This window comes from Alteromonas sp. AWM4_230 (assembly GCF_056158305.1).
In genome coordinates this window covers 2,099,971-2,115,993 of sequence record NZ_JBSWTB010000001.1, presented here as the reverse complement: position 1 = coordinate 2,115,993, position 16,023 = coordinate 2,099,971, and the positions used below count along the sequence as shown (strand labels likewise).

Below are 16,023 nucleotides of genomic sequence, written 5' to 3'. Positions count from 1 at the left end.
TTATGATTACTTGGTCATCTCTCTCGACAAATGAGAAAAAACAGGCGCTAGCCCGCCCGGCTATGGCCAATAGCCAACAGTTAAAGCAAACCGTGGGCGAGATTATCGCCCGCGTTGAAGCAGAAGGTGATGCGGCAGTACTTGATTACACACGTAAGTTTGACTGCCCAGATCTAAAAAGCCTTGTGCTTTCGCAAGAGAATATCGATGCACTTGCAGCTAAGGTAACACCTGAAGTCGCAAACGCTATCGACACAGCGTTTAACAATATAAAGACCTTTCACGAAGCGCAAATGCCCAGTGATATTGCGCTGACCACAACGCCTGGCGTCAAATGTGAGCTCCGCTTTACCGCGCTTGACGCAGTAGGCCTGTATATTCCAGGCGGCAGCGCACCGCTTCCATCAACCGTGCTTATGCTTGGTGTACCTGCGTTGGTGGCAGGTTGTGAAAATAAACTACTGTGCACACCGCCAAATAAAGAACAACTTATTGCGCCTGAAATTGCCTATGCGGCAAGAAAATGCGGCATTGATAAAATCTTCTTGTGTGGCGGAGCGCAAGCGGTTGCAGCCATGGCATTAGGTACTGAAACGATTCCTCAGGTCGATAAAATCTTCGGCCCTGGCAATAGCTTTGTTACCGAAGCTAAACAGCAAGTTAGCCAACGCGCTGATGGTGCTGCTATTGATATGCCGGCGGGTCCATCAGAAGTGTTGGTACTTGCTGATGAATTTGCAAACCCTGAATTTGTGGCTGCAGACTTACTTTCCCAAGCCGAACACGGGCCAGATTCACAGGCCATTTTGGTATCTAACAGCGCTACGCTTATAGAAGAAGCAAAAGCCGCGGTTGAGCGTCAGTTGGCGACCCTTTCTCGCGCTGAAATCGCTCGCCCTGCTATGGAAAATGCGCGCTATATCTTGGCCGATTCAATTGAACAAGCCATAGAGGCAAGCAATGCCTACGCGGCTGAACACTTGATTGTACAAATTGAGAGTGCCCGTGATTACTTACCAAAGATTAAGTACGCAGGCTCTATTTTCTTAGGCCCGTGGTCTCCAGAATCTGCCGGTGACTATGCGTCCGGCACTAACCACGTGCTGCCCACATACGGCTATGCTAAGAATTATTCTAGCCTTGGGCTTTTGGACTTTATGCGTCGCTACACCATTCAAGAACTAAGTGAAGACGGCATGCGTAATTTAGGCCCTGCGATTATGGCACTAGCGGCAGCGGAAGGGCTAGACGCCCACGAGCAAGCTGTTGCACTTCGTATGCAGGCACTTAAGCAAGGAGACGCCTAATGTCGGCACTTATCGATAACCTAATTAACGAAAACTTAGTGCCGTTAAAGCCTTACGAATCGGCGCGCCGCTTGTTTTCAGGCGGTCAAGATTGGCTTAACGCCAACGAGTCACCTTATGCCAACGAATATAATGTAGATAGCGGTAACTTTAACCGCTATCCATCGTGTCAGCCTGAAGCGGTAGTGAGTGGTTATGCCGATTATGCTGGCCTTGATAAGTCTCAGTTAATCGTTACTCGTGGCGCCGATGAAGGTATTGAACTGCTTATTCGTACTTTCTGTACGCCGGGCAAAGACAAGATTCTGATTTGCCCGCCTACTTACGGTATGTATGCCATCAGTGCTGAAACCTGCGATGTGGGCATTAAGAAAGTGCCGCTTAACGACAACTTTAGCCTTAATGTGAATGCAGTTTGCGCAGAAGAAGACGTTAACGTGATTTTTATCTGCGCGCCTAATAATCCAACCGGTACGCCGGTCGCTCGTGAAGATATTAAGACTGTGCTTAATCACTTTGCTGATAAGGCATTGGTAGTGGTAGATGAAGCCTACATCGAGTTCGATGCCGACAATACATGGGCAAATGAAATAAACAACTACCCGAACTTAGTTGTACTTCGTACGCTATCGAAAGCGTTTGCTCTTGCCGGTCTTCGCTGTGGTTTTACGCTTGCTCAGGCCCCCGTCATTCAAGCACTACTTAAAGTGATAGCGCCCTATCCTATTCCAGAGCCAGTGGCACAGATTGCCGCACAAGCATTGTCGCCAGAGTCGCTAACGTTACTTGAGCTGCAGGTTGCAACGCTTAACCGCGAAAAAGAAGCATTAGCTGAAGCGTTAGAAGCAGTTGAAGGCTTTGAGCTAGTTGGTGACAGGCGAGCAAACTTTATCTTATTCCGCTACGCGAAAGCGCAAGCTCTAATGCAGTACTTGGTAAGCCAAGGCATGCTAATCCGCGACCAATCAAAACAGCTTAACTTACAAAACTGTTTACGGGTAAGCATTGGCACAGAAGAACAAAATCAGCGTTTAATGCAGTTGATTAACGAATTTAAAAATAGTGAGGATGCGGCATGAGTCAGCAAGCCATTTTATTTATCGACCGCGACGGTACACTTGTTGAAGAGCCTCCGGTAGATAAGCAACTAGATAGTCTTGAAAAGCTGGTTTTCGAGCCAAACGTCATTCCCGTGTTGCTAAAGCTTAAAGCAGCTGGGTTTAAACTCGTTATGGTAAGTAACCAAGACGGGTTGGGCACAGACAGCTTCCCTCAAGAAGACTTTGACAAGCCACACAACGCCATGATGGCGATTTTTGAAAGCCAAGGCGTGGTGTTTGACGATGTGCTTATTTGCCCGCACTTCGATGCTGATAACTGCACATGCCGCAAACCAAAGCTTGGCCTAGTGCAAGAATACTTGCAGCAAGGCAAGGTGGACTTCACCCGCTCTTTTGTAATTGGTGACAGAATTACCGACGTACAGCTTGCTGAAAACATGGGTATTCGCAGCTTCCAATACAACCGAGAAAGCTTAAACTGGAACGATATTCAGAAAAGCTTGCTTGCATCTTCACGTATTGCTGAAGTGGTACGCACGACTTCTGAAACAGACATTAAAGTACGTGTAGATCTTGATTCGCAGGCTAAATCAACCATTCAAACCGGCATGGGCTTTTTTGACCACATGCTTGACCAAATTGCTACACACGGTGGCTTCGAGCTAAATCTTACTACCAATGGCGATTTGCACATTGACGACCACCATAGTGTAGAAGACACCGCCCTTGCACTAGGTGAGGCGCTTAAAAAGGCACTGGGCGACAAACGCGGTATTGGCCGTTTTGGTTTTGCCTTGCCAATGGATGAGTGCCGTGCGGAATGTATTATGGACATTTCTAACCGCCCTCACCTTAAGTTCGACGCTGAATTTAGTCGTGATCAAGTAGGCGAAATGGCCACTGAAATGGTGCCACACTTCTTCTACTCGATTGCGCAAAGCATGGGGCTTTCGCTGCACCTATCCACCAGCGAAGGTAATGCCCACCACCAGGTAGAAAGCTTGTTTAAAGTCTTTGGTCGCGCCCTTCGCCAAGCCATTACGCGCCAAGGTGATGCATTACCAAGCAGTAAAGGAGCACTGTAATGTCAGTGGTAAACACTAGCCAGCGACAAAAAATAGTAATAGTGAATACCGGCTGTGCCAACATCTCATCGGTACGCTTTGCCCTTGAACGCCTAGGCGTTCAAGTAGACGTATCTGACGATGTAGACGTGATTAAAAGCGCTGACAAAGTGTTTTTACCCGGTGTTGGTACCGCAGCAGCGGCTATGGCAAGCATTAAGCAAAAAGCGCTGGTAGAAACCCTTCAGGCGCTAACCCAACCTGTGCTGGGTGTATGTTTAGGCATGCAGCTTATGGTTGAAACTAGTGCTGAGGGTGGTTTTCAAGGCACAGGTAACATCGACTGTTTAAACCTTATGCCAGGTCACGTGGCGCGCATGGAATCAAAAGGCGTGCGCTTACCTCATATGGGCTGGAACACTGTCTTACACAACAACGAAAGTCTGTTCAAAGGCATTCCGCAAGATACCTACTTTTACTTTGTGCACAGTTTTGCCGTTCCTGAATACGAGCACACGCTTGCAAGCTGCACTTATGGAAATACGTTCTCTGCGGCCATAAACAAAGACAATTTTTACGGGGTGCAATTCCACCCAGAACGTTCTGGCGAAGCCGGAGCACAACTACTGACTAACTTTGTGAACCTATAATGATTATTCCAGCGATTGATCTTATTGAAGGACATGTAGTCCGCCTTTATCAAGGTGACTACGAGCAAAAAACCCAATACGAACTGGACCCTGTTGACGTGGTTCACGACTATGCTGACCAAGGCGCAACTTGGCTGCACATTGTTGACCTTACGGGCGCTAAAGACACTAGTAAGCGTCAGCTTTCACTGATTAAGTCTATGGTCGACACTAAGCGCATGAAGTTTCAAGCCGGCGGCGGTATTCGTAGCGAAGAAGAAGTTGCGCAGTTACTTGAAACTGGCGTAAGCCGCGTAGTAATAGGCTCTTTGGCGGTAAAACAACCTGAGCTAGTAAAGTCTTGGGTAGAAAAGTACGGTCCAGAGCACATCGTTTTAGCTCTTGATATCAATATTAGCGACAGCGGTGAAAAGCTTATTGCTACCCACGGTTGGCAAGAGAATTCTGGCGTTGCTCTTGAAGGCTTGCTTGAAGACTTCGCTACAGTTGGCGCTAAGCACGTGCTATGCACCGATATTAGCCGCGATGGTACACTACAAGGCGCTAACACTGAGCTGTATCAAGAAATGGCAGCCCGTTTCCCTAATGTAAGCTGGCAAGCGTCTGGCGGTATTGGCAGCATTGCTGATATCGAAGCCTTGAAGCCGACTAACGTTGGCGGCGTAATTTTAGGTCGCGCATTACTTGAAGGTAAATTCACGGTGAAGGAGGCTATTGCATGCTGGCAAAGCGCATAATTCCCTGTTTGGATGTACGCGACGGTAAAGTCGTTAAGGGCGTTCAATTTAGAAACCATGAAATTATTGGTGACATCGTGCCACTTGCCGAGCAGTACGCAAAAGCGGGTGCCGACGAGTTGGTATTTTACGATATTACCGCAAGTTCTGACGCCCGAGTGGTAGATAAAAGCTGGGTAAGCCGTATTGCACAGGTTATTGATATACCGTTTTGTGTCGCAGGTGGCATTAAAAGCATTGAAGATGCTGGGCGCATTTTGGAAATGGGTGCGGATAAGATCTCGATTAACTCCCCTGCCCTTAATAACCCTGATCTAATTAATCAGCTGCACGATGTATACGGTCAGCAGTGTGTCGTGATTGGTATCGACAGTTTCTATAACGAAGCAACCGACCAATACGAAGTATACAAGTTCACAGGTGATGAGAGCCGCACACAGAAAAGCAAGTGGCAAACCATCGACTGGATCAAAGAAGTACAGTCACGTGGTGCTGGTGAAATTGTACTGAATTGTATGAACCAAGACGGCGTACGTAAAGGTTATGATGTGAAGCAGCTTAAAGCCGTGCGCGATGTCTGTGAAGTGCCGCTAATTGCATCGGGTGGTGCAGGCGAAATTGCCCACTTTACGGATGTGTTTCAACAGGCTGACGTAGATGGCGCACTTGCAGCATCGGTATTTCACAAAGGCATCATCAACATTGATGAGCTAAAAGCAGAGTTAACCAGCAATGGCGTTGCCATGCGTAAGCGTCACGGATTAACGGCGCAAGCAGAAGGAGTAAACCCGTGATCATTACCAATGAAAACAGTAATAAGTTAGCCTGGGATAAAATGGACAACCTGCTGCCTGCGATTGTGCAAGACGCACTAACAGGCAAGGTATTAATGCAGGGTTACATGGACCAAGACGCGCTAGCGAAAACCCTTGATACTGGCAAAGTAACCTTTTTCAGCCGCTCAAAGCAGCGCCTTTGGACCAAGGGTGAAACCTCGGGTAACACGCTAGATTTAGTGAGCGTTGCCTGCGATTGCGACCAAGATTCACTGTTGGTACTAGCCAACCCTAACGGCCCGACATGCCACACTGGTGTTGAAAGCTGTTGGTTTGACGGCAACACACCCGCATTTACCTTTCTTGCAGATTTAGAACGTGTCTTGGCTGCTCGTAAAGATGCCGACCCTAAAAGCAGTTACACCGCAAGCCTTTATAACAAAGGCATTAAGCGCATAGCACAGAAGGTGGGTGAAGAAGGTGTTGAAACCGCGCTAGCGGCTACAGTGCACGACAAAGAAGAGCTTAAAAACGAGGCCGCTGATTTGTTGTATCACCTAACGGTTCTTCTTCAAGCCAGTGATATGTCGTTAAACGATGCGCTTGATGTGCTTCGCGAGCGTCATAAGTAATCTGCGAGCACGCTAACGTTTTATTTGAAATGCCCTAAGTGCGATAAGCGCTATGGGCATTTTTATTTATTGCGTGTTATTTCTCGATTTCCCTTACTACCTGCCCATAAGCTAATAGTGCGAAAAGCCCCGTTCCCCCGACGATATTACCCATCAACGTTGCGCCTATTAACGCAGCCGTTTCGGCAATACTGATATGCCCTTGCAGAGCCAATAGAAAGAGTTCAGTAGAGCCCGCTATTACGTGGGTAAAGTTTCCGATGGCAATAAGGTAGGTAAAGATAACGATCATCAGTATTTGAGAGTGCTTAACCGAAGGCTTCATCCAAACGATAGCGGCAATGATAAATCCAGACGTTATGCCATATGAGAAGGCGTCTGACGGTGATAACTTGGCATAGTGTTCAGATATAGCAGTCATTCCTTCCACCAGCTCTGATGGAACCGCTTGTAGGGTATAGCTGAAAAAGGCGGCTAAAAAGGTGCCCACCATATTTGCGGCAAAAACAATAGTCCACAGTCGTGCAATGCACACTCCCATATTAAAGGATGGCTTACTTAGCAACGGCAAAATAACGGACAGTGTATTTTCGGTAAATAGCTGTAACCGACCAACTATAACTAGTACAAAGCCCACCGTATAACCTAAGTTCTCTATCACAAACTGATAAGGAGAACCGGAAAAGAGGTGATGCAGGATCCCCTCAGCCAGAATAGACAGCGAAATTCCAATACCCGCCGCAACCCCAGACCACCACAGCGACATCATGGGCCGCTGAAGCTCCTCCAGACCTTCTCGATGCACAATTGCGTATAAAGAGACAGAGTTTAAACTTTGATTATTTTGAACATCCTTTTCTTCAGTATGACTAAGCGCAACATCCTGTTCTCGACGCCCAGACTCCTTCTCTTTCTCAGTCACTTATGCCTCCGTAACATTTTTTTAAACTTCTAAACTTCGTTCAAACATTTTCAACAGCGTAATAGCAAGTGAGTAATGCACGACGATATTAATTACACTAATACGTGTTCTTATACAGGTACGTCGGTTTCGCACCTTTTCGGTCATATTAATTACACTCTTTAGAAGTTCGTATTTAAACAAACTAAGATAGAAGTATTGGAGGTGAGGCGATTCTGAATAAGCAAAGACACAGTTGCTTACATTTTTCAAACCGGAAAGTTGAACGAATGGGTTAGATTGACCTCTATATTTAATGAACAGTAAGACCTCAAAAGTCTTTGCATGATTTTGCCAGATGCGATTAGCGAGCACTCAATTTTGAAAAATATTAAACAAAGCGTAAAAAACAATCTGCCTTTTATCTTATTGATCGTTTTGCTTTTCTCGTTTAGAAGCAGCGTGGCCGACTGGTATCATGTTCCCACGGGCTCTATGGAGCCAACCATTATGGTCGGGGACCGGGTCGTGGTAGATAAATCAGCATACACGCTAGAGCTTCCCTTTACTGATGTTGTAATTGCTCGAACTGATGATATTAGACGCGGTGATATCGTGATTATCGACAGCAGCGCAGCTAACACAAGGCTTATTAAAAGAGTCGTTGCCGTCGAAGGCGATAAGGTCGCGTTAAACAATAATGTGCTCTTTATTAACGGTGAGAAAGCGGCGTTAACCCCCACAAATGAGCAGGTTTATTCTGAAGACATTCTAGGTCATAACCGCACTATAGCGCTTAACCCAATACCAAGCCCTGCAAAGAGTTTTAATATGGTCACTGTGCCCAAGGCTCATGTCCTCGCTATGGGTGATAACAGAAACAATAGTGTCGATTCCCGCTACTATGGGTTCATTCCAGTTGAAGAGATTCAAGGTAAGGCGACATCTGTTGCATTTTCTTTAGACACGCATGATATGTATTTACCGAGAAGAGACAGAGTTTTTGTGGCACTTCAATAAAGCTGTTCAAGTTCAGTATTCATTGCGTTTTGAAAGCGACCTTTACTCACGTTCAAATTTTCATCATAAAAAGACTGGTCAGCTCTGCGAAAACGAGTGGTCGCGGATATCTCACGAAAAAAATATGTGCACCAGACCGCTACACACATATTAAAAACCATACGCTTGTACGGACAAATTATTTCTTAATTATACCAAGTCAGTAGCACTCGGCGATACGCTTCAACTCTCCGCCCGTTCGAGATTTCACCCCATTAAGAACACTTTGTTTAGACAAGCATTACACTAAAAAGTAAGTCTTTATTTACACACCTTGTAACCAAGTGTCACATTTTTCCTATTTTTCCCTATTGCAACTTTAGTATAAGGAATGCTATTCATAATTTTGCAGCATAACTATGTTGCAGAGACACACAACAAGTAAGATGGACAATAAGGAAATAATAATGAAACAAGGTCGTAAAGTAAGTGCAATTGCAGTGGGATTAGCACTTTCAGGATTAACTTCTCTTTCTCCTGCGTATGCACAGCAAGCTGACGAAGAATCAGCTAACCTCGAACGAATTGCGGTCACCGGTTCTCGTATTAAGCGCACAGATATGGAAGGCCCTTCTCCTATTCAATCAATTGATGCAACCATGATTGAAGGCATGGGCTATGAAAATTTACAGCAGCTATTAGAAAGAATGCCAGCAACCGGTGCAGGTACCTTCTCAACTCGTAACAATAGCCAAGACTCGACTGCGAATGGTGCGGCAGCAGTATCGCTTCGCGGTATGGGCCCAGACGCGACGCTGGTACTCATTAACGGTCGCCGTGTAGCAATTAGCGCATTTGCAGAAAGCATTACGAATTCATTTGTTGATATTAACTCTATTCCTGTATCTGCCATTGAGCGCATTGATATCTTAAAAGACGGTGCATCGGCGATTTATGGTTCAGACGCGGTAGCAGGTGTGGTTAACGTGGTTCTTAAGAAAGACTATGAAGGTCTTGAAATTAACGCCGGTTACGGTGGCACTACGGGACCAAGTTATGATGAAACCACAGCGAGCATTTTGTGGGGCTCTCAAAGCGAAAAAAGCAGTGCTACTGTTATTATTGACTACTTTAACAACAGCACGCTAGGCGCTGATGAAATGGGTCGTTATGGTACAGCAAATCAATCACCTTATGGCGGCATGGATTTTCGTTCATCGCGCGGCTACCCTGGCTACTTTTATGTAGATGGTGTTAAAACCATCGACCCAGATTGTCCTGAAGATAGCGCTACGGCGTCTGGCAGTTGCCTGTTCGATTACGGCCCGTTTGGCTTGGTGATCCCTTCTTCCGAGCGCGTAGGCTTTATCGGCCAGTTTGATTACAAAATTGGCGATGAAACCACAGCGTTTATGGAAGTGGCTATGCAACACAATACGTCTGAAGCAGGCGGCGCAGCAACCCCACTTGATGAAGACGCGGGTTTAACCGTTCCAGGCACTCACCCTGATAATCCTTTTGGTCAAGATATCGAAATTGGCCGCTACCGCCCTGTTGACGCTGGCGCTCGTCGTTGGGACATTGAGTCTGATACCCTACGTCTTGTCGCGGGTCTTCGCGGTACATTTAATGACTATGATTGGGAAGCGTCGGTACAAAAGGGTCGCAGCCGTTCAGAGCAAAGCGGTGACCAATCACAAGGCTGGGTTCGCGTTGACTGGTTACAAGAGCAAATCGATCTTGGCAACTACAATCCATTTGGTGGCGTTACTAACCCGCAAAGCGTAATTGATGATATAACCACCAGCCTAGTGCGTCGCGGTGAATCTCGCATGACCAGCGTTGATGCACACATTACGGGCGAAGCCTTTGAATTTGGTGACGACGTTGTCATGATGGCTGCGGGCGTGGAGTACCGTGAAGAACAAGTGTCTGACGTACCAGACGTACAGTTCCAACGCGGTTTAATATTTGGTACTGAGTCTGTGTCAGCTTCAGCAGAACGCGACCAGTATGCTGCGTATTTAGAGCTTTCAATTCCGTTGGCTGAAGAGCTAGAACTTCAATTAGCTGGCCGCTACGACCACTACAGTGACTTTGGCAGCACAACCAACCCTAAAATTGCGTTACGCTGGGCGCCGAGCGACGAAGTAACCGTACGCGGCTCTTGGGCACAAGGCTTTAGAGCACCGTCTCTTGCACAAGTTGGCCTTGGTCCATCACAGAAAAGCGTATTTTTTGTAGACCAATATCGCTGTGAAGCTACAGGTCAAGATTGTGAATCGCTAGATTACAACATCGAGTTTGCGGGTAACCCTGACCTAGATGCAGAAGAATCAGAGTCATGGAACGTGGGTGTTATCTATGCACCTATTCAAGAGCTTGGTTTGAGCATTGACGTTTGGAGCATCACCCAAGACAACAAAATTGACGAGCAGCAGTTTGGTTTGGTTTACAATGCCGAGTGTAATAACCAAGACAGTACAATCTGTGTTCGTTTAGACCCTCAGGAAGGTGAGTCATTAGGTGTTATTCAGAAAATTTTCAACACCTACCAAAACGTGTCGTCACAAGAAGCCTCTGGTGTAGACTTCAGTGCTAATTACAGCATGGAGCTTCAAGAATACGGTAACGTACGCTTCAACCTAGACTGGTCATATATGGACGAGTTTGAAAAAGACGGTCTGGAATACACGGGCGAATACGGTTACCCCGAGCATCGTTGGTTGTTCGGTACAACGTGGTCTAAAGGTTCGTTCGATGCAAACTTGAACATTAGCTTTATTGGTGAGTTTGAAGACACACCTGACATTGATTTCGACGGTGTATTGGACTTTGAAGAAAATACGTCTAGAACAGTAGATTCGCAAATGTTGGTAGACTTACAGTTTGGTTATAACTACAGCGACAATCTTCGCTTAGTAATTGGTTCTAACAACTTGCTTGATGAAGAGCCACCGTTTGCTATTGGTGATGGTGATAGCGACCTTTACGGTTACGTAGGTAGCGTACACAATCCTCGTGGCCGCTTTGTTTACTCTAAACTAACTTACCGCTTCTAAAGGCTTGTAAAACGACAAAGCGCTCAATGGTATTACTTTACATTACTGTGCCTTGAGCGCTTTCTTAACGTCGATTAGCTTGCTCTAAAAGAACAAATATTCAATTAGAACCGTCGTGAGCCATGCGAAAAGTAACGGCAGAATGATCATGATATAAACCATAATCTCTGACCCCACAATGTCGGCGCGCCAAGCATCCATCATCTTCACTTTAAACCTGCGCTTCAACAAGTAAGTGTAGAAAATCATAAATACCAGAGTCATCAAGATTTTAAGCACTTAAATAACAACCAAGATTATTTAACAGTTAAACGCCTGAGGCGATGGGTCTTCTTGCGTATTCTCGAATGTGCCAGCAAAGTACATAGCTACGTGAGAATATTCAGTTGGTTTTCGTACTATACCTTCGCAACACGTAAAGCGAACCTGTCTTAAATACCTGATTAATTTAATCTGCTTAGAAGTGATATAAAAAATGCCAGCTAATGAAGTGATTCCATTAAGCTGGCATTTTTATATGAATTTAGTAGTTATACTGCGACTACAATCCGAAATGGATAAGCACCAAATTACCTATTGCAGCACAAAGCATAGCTAGAAACGTCAATATCATCCCCGCAAAGCGTTGCCAACTGACGCCAGAGTGTCTCCCTAATCCGTAAGCGTGAAAGACGCGCCCGAATAACAATGCACTTCCCAGAGCGTGAACTGCCCATACTTGGCCCGTATTGGCTTCAAAACACGCTATCATAATGAGAGTAATGGGCACGTACTCACTGAAATTACCGTGGGCTCTCGCTAAACGACCAAGATCTTCGTGACCACCATCGCCAATACTCACTTGGTGACGACGCCTGGCACCAATAACTAAAAACGACAAATACAGGTAACAAATACCCAATAGGCTGGCATAAAACGCCGTGATTGGTAAAACCATGGTCTACTCCACATGTTATAATTATAGCGCGTAATTTTAATCAGTGATTACATCATACGTTCATTAGAAGCTATTAAACGTTATCCGCTATTAAGTTACAAGCAACAAAAAAGGCCGCATATGCGACCTTTTGTAGTTCTCTTTGGTACTTAGCCTAAACGCTCAGCTAGCTCAGCACTTACTTCTTCAACTGGACGTGTTCCGTCTAGCTTGTGGTATTCACAGTTTCCAGCTTCAGCTTCAGCACTGTAGTAGTTTACAAGTGGCTTAGTTTGCTCGTGGTAGATAGCAAGACGTTTGCGCACTGTTTCTTCTTTATCATCGTCACGAACGATTAGGTCATCACCTGTTTCATTGTCTTTACCTTCCACCTTAGGCGGATTGTAAACAACGTGATAAACGCGGCCCGATGCTGGGTGTACGCGACGACCGCCCATACGCTCAACAATGACGTCATCTGGAACGTCAAACTCAATGCAATGGTCAACAGAAACACCGGCTTCTTTCATTGCATCAGCTTGTGGAATAGTACGAGGGAAACCGTCTAACAAGAAACCGTCTTTGCAGTCATCTTGTGCAATACGCTCTTTAACCAGACCGATGATAATCTCATCAGACACTAGTTTACCTTCGTCCATTACACGTTTAGCTTCTAGACCTAGCTCTGTACCTGCTTTAATCGCAGCACGAAGCATATCGCCCGTTGAAATTTGTGGAATGCCATATTTGCCCATCAAGAACTGAGCTTGTGTGCCCTTACCCGCGCCAGGAGCGCCGAGAAGAATGATTCGCATGAGTGCGTTCTCCGCTTATGATTTTTGAACTTTTTACTTCGGGCACTTTACACATTCAACACTGTAGTGACAAGTGTAAGAAGTACCGTAAAGTTAATCTTAAGACTAATGGCGAATATATACTCAGCTTATAGGCGTTTTTATAAATTTAAGTCTAAACCTGTAAGCTAATCGCCCGGTAATTCATCTTCTTTAAAGCATGAATTTTTAAAGTTTTAAGTGATTAACTAGAAATTTTAACTGCCAAAATATAGCACAATAAAACAGCCAAATTTATTTTTGTTAGTAGTAGACATAAAAAAACGGGCGTGATGCCCGTTTTTAAGTATAAACCTGCTGTCTACCTGCTTATTTTGCCAACTTCATTAGCAAGGTGTTCAAGTTCTGAACGAACGTAGACGGGTCTTTCAAACTACCCTGCTCTGACAACGCTGCTTGATCAAAGAGTACACCAACCCATTGATTGAATAGCTCTTCATCTTGCGTGTCGGCAAGCAGTTTAACTAAGCTGTGCTCAGGGTTAAGTTCAAAGTGATACTTCACGTCTGGCACGGTTTGGCCAGCCGCCTGCATCAACTTCATCATCTGTGTAGTCATGCCATTGTCGTCGGCAACAATAACAGCAGGGGAGTCAGTTAAGCGATGCGTGAACTTAACGTCTACAACCTTGTCACCAAGTGCTGTTTTCGCTCGCTCTAGAACGCCTTCTACTTCTTTCTCTGCTTCTTCTTGAGCTTTCTTAGACTCTTCGTCTTCTAAGTCGCCTAAGTCTAAGTTTCCTTTCGCGATAGAAACAAATTGTTTCTCGTTAAACTCAGTTAGGTGAGACATTAGCCACTCGTCAATGCGCTCGCCCATTAGCAATACTTCGATTCCCTTCTTACGGAAAATCTCAAGGTGTGGGCTAGACTTAGCCGCTTGAAGGCTGTCTGCAGTCACGTAGTAAATCTTATCCTGGCCTTCTTTCATTCGCTCAATGTAATCAGCTAATGAAACTGTTTGTGCGTCAGATTCTCCGTGGGTAGATGCAAAGCGCAATAGACCAGCGATCTTCTCACGGTTACTGAAGTCTTCCGCTGGACCTTCTTTTAGTACATTACCAAACTCATTCCAGAACGACTGATATTTTTCACTGTCATTCTTCGCCATTTTCTCAAGCATTTGTAGAACGCGCTTGGTACAACCTTGACGTAGTGCTTGGGTAATCTTGTTGTCTTGAAGAATCTCTCGAGACACGTTTAGCGGAAGGTCGTTGCTATCTAGCAAACCTTTAACAAAACGCAAGTAGGTCGGCATGAACTGCTCTGCGTCATCCATGATGAAAACGCGTTGAACGTAAAGCTTAAGACCATGGTTTTGGTCGCGGTTCCACATATCGAAAGGCGCTTTGGAAGGGATATAAAGTAAGCTGGTATATTCAGTTTTACCTTCCACCTTGTTGTGCGCCCATGCTAGCGGATCTGCAAAGTCGTGAGAGATATGCTTATAGAACTCGTTGTACTCTTCATCAGTAATATCAGACTTCTCACGAGTCCAAAGCGCAGTGGCTTTGTTAACCACTTCCCACTCACCAGGCTGAGCTTCGATTTTCTCGCCATCCGGACCTTCACTCTCAGGCACTTCATCTTTCCACATTTGCACAGGAATACTGATGTGGTCCGAGTATTTGCTTACAATCGAGCGCAGACGCCATGTGTCGGCAAATTCTTTTTCGTCTTCGCGAAGGTGAAGCGTAATTTCTGTACCGCGTGTAGGCTTGTTGATTTCGGCGATAGTGAACTCACCTTCACCGTCTGAAACCCATTCAACACCTGTAGATGCATCAGCACCAGCCGCACGAGTGCGGACAGTCACTTTGTCTGCAACGATAAATGCTGAGTAGAAACCTACACCGAACTGACCAATAAGCTGGGAGTCTTTCGCGCTATCGCCAGAAAGCTTACTAAAGAAGTCTTTAGTACCAGATTTGGCAATGGTACCTAAGTTGGCAATGACTTCATCGCGTGTCATACCAATACCGTTATCGGTAATCGTAACTGTGTTCGCTTCTTTATCAACGCTAAGTTTTACGTTTAATTCACCATCGTTTTCGTACAGGCTATCATTTTCTAGGGCGCGAAAACGGAGCTTATCCGCAGCATCTGCCGCGTTCGACACTAGCTCGCGTAGAAAAATTTCTTTGTTTGAATACAAAGAGTGAATCATCAGTTGAAGAAGCTGTTTTACTTCTGTTTGAAAACCGTGGGTTTCTTTGTGGGCTGCTTCAGCCATAATCCAATATCTCCTCGTTGAATGGATCACGTTTGATGTTAAACAGGTAAGGTCACTCAACGCACTTTTCAACGTTTAGAACGAAAATTTATTTTCTATTCGTAAACTTTTTCGAGAAAAGGTATATACCGCTTATTTAACTAGCGAATAGGAAGGTGTTATCTTGGAAATGGAAGAACGGTTTTAAGAAAAAGAGCGTTTTGTGTACTCAAAACGCTCGGTATGTTACTTACAGCTTGCGGCGACCCGAAAAAGCGTGGGTAAGTGTATTGCCGTCAATGTATTCAAGTTCTCCCCCAACCGGTACACCATGGGCAATGCGAGAGGCGTCGACATTGTGACTTGTGCATAGCTGAGCAATATAGTGCGCTGTTGCTTCCCCTTCTACAGTGGGGTTTGTGGCTAAGATAACTTCATTTATCCCACCAGCGGCTAAACGCGCCTCAAGCTCGGTTAAACCAATTTCTTCAGGCCCGACACCATCGATAGGAGACAAATGCCCCATTAATACAAAATACTGGCCTTTGTAGCTTAACGTTTGTTCTATCGCTAATACATCTTGAGGACTTTCTACAATACACAATAAACCGCTAGCCTCTCTTTCTGGGTGGCGGCAAATGTCACATAGCTCATCTTCTGTGAACGTTCTACAACGCTTACAATGATGAATATGCTCCATGGCATTGTGTAGCACATTGCTTAAATCAATCGCCCCCGTACGGTTTCGCTCTAAAAGATGAAATGCCATTCGTTGGGCGCTCTTATTGCCAACGCCGGGAAGACAGGTTAATGCCTGTATTAGTTCTGAGAGTAGCGGGCTGAACTTCATAAT

Annotated in this window: 14 protein-coding genes; 9 read left to right on the top strand and 5 right to left on the bottom strand. The window is 45.4% G+C overall.

Annotated features, from left to right (window positions below):
* Positions 1 to 2 precede the first annotated feature (2 nt).
* The 7 genes from hisD to hisIE are packed head-to-tail and all read left to right on the top strand — an operon-like array spanning position 3 to position 6,227.
* The gene (gene hisD, locus ACXACS_RS08985) at positions 3 to 1,307 is read left to right on the top strand and encodes a histidinol dehydrogenase (protein WP_474805892.1); all 1,305 of its coding nucleotides are present in this window, start codon (positions 3 to 5) and stop codon (positions 1,305 to 1,307) included.
* A complete protein-coding gene (gene hisC / locus ACXACS_RS08980) occupies positions 1,307 to 2,386 on the top strand; it encodes a histidinol-phosphate transaminase (protein WP_474805891.1) in 1,080 nt (359 codons plus the stop codon). Before hisD ends, hisC begins: the two co-directional genes overlap by 1 nt.
* On the top strand, positions 2,383 to 3,453 hold the full coding sequence (gene hisB, locus ACXACS_RS08975) for a bifunctional histidinol-phosphatase/imidazoleglycerol-phosphate dehydratase HisB (RefSeq protein WP_474805889.1): 1,071 nt from the start codon (positions 2,383 to 2,385) through the stop codon (positions 3,451 to 3,453). The genes hisC and hisB overlap by 4 nt, the downstream gene beginning before the upstream one ends.
* A complete protein-coding gene (gene hisH, locus ACXACS_RS08970; protein ID WP_474805888.1) occupies positions 3,453 to 4,082 on the top strand; it encodes an imidazole glycerol phosphate synthase subunit HisH in 630 nt (209 codons plus the stop codon). The genes hisB and hisH overlap by 1 nt, the downstream gene beginning before the upstream one ends.
* Positions 4,082 to 4,819 carry a 1-(5-phosphoribosyl)-5-[(5-phosphoribosylamino)methylideneamino]imidazole-4-carboxamide isomerase gene (gene hisA / locus ACXACS_RS08965; protein WP_179983944.1) on the top strand — a complete coding sequence of 246 codons (738 nt, stop codon included), beginning with the start codon at positions 4,082 to 4,084 and terminating at the stop codon, positions 4,817 to 4,819. The genes hisH and hisA overlap by 1 nt, the downstream gene beginning before the upstream one ends.
* Positions 4,801 to 5,613: an imidazole glycerol phosphate synthase subunit HisF gene (gene hisF / locus ACXACS_RS08960; RefSeq protein WP_474805886.1), complete on the top strand. Its 813-nt coding sequence runs from the start codon at positions 4,801 to 4,803 to the stop codon at positions 5,611 to 5,613. The genes hisA and hisF overlap by 19 nt, the downstream gene beginning before the upstream one ends.
* Positions 5,610 to 6,227 carry a bifunctional phosphoribosyl-AMP cyclohydrolase/phosphoribosyl-ATP diphosphatase HisIE gene (hisIE, locus tag ACXACS_RS08955; RefSeq protein WP_474805884.1) on the top strand — a complete coding sequence of 206 codons (618 nt, stop codon included), beginning with the start codon at positions 5,610 to 5,612 and terminating at the stop codon, positions 6,225 to 6,227. The genes hisF and hisIE overlap by 4 nt, the downstream gene beginning before the upstream one ends.
* Positions 6,228 to 6,303: 76 nt before the next feature.
* On the opposite strand, the gene ACXACS_RS08950 is transcribed toward hisIE, so the two are convergent.
* Positions 6,304 to 7,149, bottom strand: coding sequence for a formate/nitrite transporter family protein (locus tag ACXACS_RS08950; protein ID WP_474805882.1), 846 nt, complete (start codon positions 7,147 to 7,149; stop codon positions 6,304 to 6,306).
* 324 nt (positions 7,150 to 7,473) lie between these two features.
* Between ACXACS_RS08950 and lepB the strand changes: the two genes are divergently transcribed.
* A complete protein-coding gene (gene lepB, locus ACXACS_RS08945) occupies positions 7,474 to 8,148 on the top strand; it encodes a signal peptidase I (protein ID WP_474805880.1) in 675 nt (224 codons plus the stop codon).
* A gap of 446 nt (positions 8,149 to 8,594) precedes the next feature.
* The gene (locus ACXACS_RS08940; RefSeq protein ID WP_474805878.1) at positions 8,595 to 11,189 is read left to right on the top strand and encodes a TonB-dependent receptor; all 2,595 of its coding nucleotides are present in this window, start codon (positions 8,595 to 8,597) and stop codon (positions 11,187 to 11,189) included.
* 541 nt (positions 11,190 to 11,730) lie between these two features.
* On the opposite strand, the gene ACXACS_RS08935 is transcribed toward ACXACS_RS08940, so the two are convergent.
* The 4 genes from ACXACS_RS08935 to recR form a co-directional block, all read right to left on the bottom strand.
* A complete protein-coding gene (locus ACXACS_RS08935; RefSeq protein WP_474805876.1) occupies positions 11,731 to 12,126 on the bottom strand; it encodes an MAPEG family protein in 396 nt (131 codons plus the stop codon).
* Positions 12,127 to 12,275: 149 nt separating this feature from the next.
* A complete protein-coding gene (gene adk, locus ACXACS_RS08930) occupies positions 12,276 to 12,920 on the bottom strand; it encodes an adenylate kinase (protein ID WP_012519076.1) in 645 nt (214 codons plus the stop codon).
* A 348-nt stretch (positions 12,921 to 13,268) separates the two neighbouring features.
* Positions 13,269 to 15,191: a molecular chaperone HtpG gene (gene htpG, locus ACXACS_RS08925; RefSeq protein ID WP_474805874.1), complete on the bottom strand. Its 1,923-nt coding sequence runs from the start codon at positions 15,189 to 15,191 to the stop codon at positions 13,269 to 13,271.
* Between the two features lie 229 nt (positions 15,192 to 15,420).
* Entirely contained in the window at positions 15,421 to 16,020 is a 600-nt protein-coding gene (recR, locus tag ACXACS_RS08920; protein ID WP_039222833.1) for a recombination mediator RecR, read from the bottom strand.
* Positions 16,021 to 16,023 lie beyond the last annotated feature (3 nt).

What these genes read in the sequence shown, in the direction of transcription:
- hisD (WP_474805892.1), top strand. Translation starts at nt 3, where the DNA reads ATGATTACTTGGTCATCTCTCTCGACAAATGAGAAAAAACAGGCGCTA.
- hisC (WP_474805891.1), top strand. Translation starts at nt 1,307, where the DNA reads ATGTCGGCACTTATCGATAACCTAATTAACGAAAACTTAGTGCCGTTA.
- hisB (WP_474805889.1), top strand. Translation starts at nt 2,383, where the DNA reads ATGAGTCAGCAAGCCATTTTATTTATCGACCGCGACGGTACACTTGTT.
- hisH (WP_474805888.1), top strand. Translation starts at nt 3,453, where the DNA reads ATGTCAGTGGTAAACACTAGCCAGCGACAAAAAATAGTAATAGTGAAT.
- hisA (WP_179983944.1), top strand. Translation starts at nt 4,082, where the DNA reads ATGATTATTCCAGCGATTGATCTTATTGAAGGACATGTAGTCCGCCTT.
- hisF (WP_474805886.1), top strand. Translation starts at nt 4,801, where the DNA reads ATGCTGGCAAAGCGCATAATTCCCTGTTTGGATGTACGCGACGGTAAA.
- lepB (WP_474805880.1), top strand. Translation starts at nt 7,474, where the DNA reads ATGATTTTGCCAGATGCGATTAGCGAGCACTCAATTTTGAAAAATATT.
- ACXACS_RS08940 (WP_474805878.1), top strand. Translation starts at nt 8,595, where the DNA reads ATGAAACAAGGTCGTAAAGTAAGTGCAATTGCAGTGGGATTAGCACTT.
- ACXACS_RS08935 (WP_474805876.1), bottom strand. Translation starts at nt 12,126, where the DNA reads ATGGTTTTACCAATCACGGCGTTTTATGCCAGCCTATTGGGTATTTGT.
- adk (WP_012519076.1), bottom strand. Translation starts at nt 12,920, where the DNA reads ATGCGAATCATTCTTCTCGGCGCTCCTGGCGCGGGTAAGGGCACACAA.
- htpG (WP_474805874.1), bottom strand. Translation starts at nt 15,191, where the DNA reads ATGGCTGAAGCAGCCCACAAAGAAACCCACGGTTTTCAAACAGAAGTA.
- recR (WP_039222833.1), bottom strand. Translation starts at nt 16,020, where the DNA reads ATGAAGTTCAGCCCGCTACTCTCAGAACTAATACAGGCATTAACCTGT.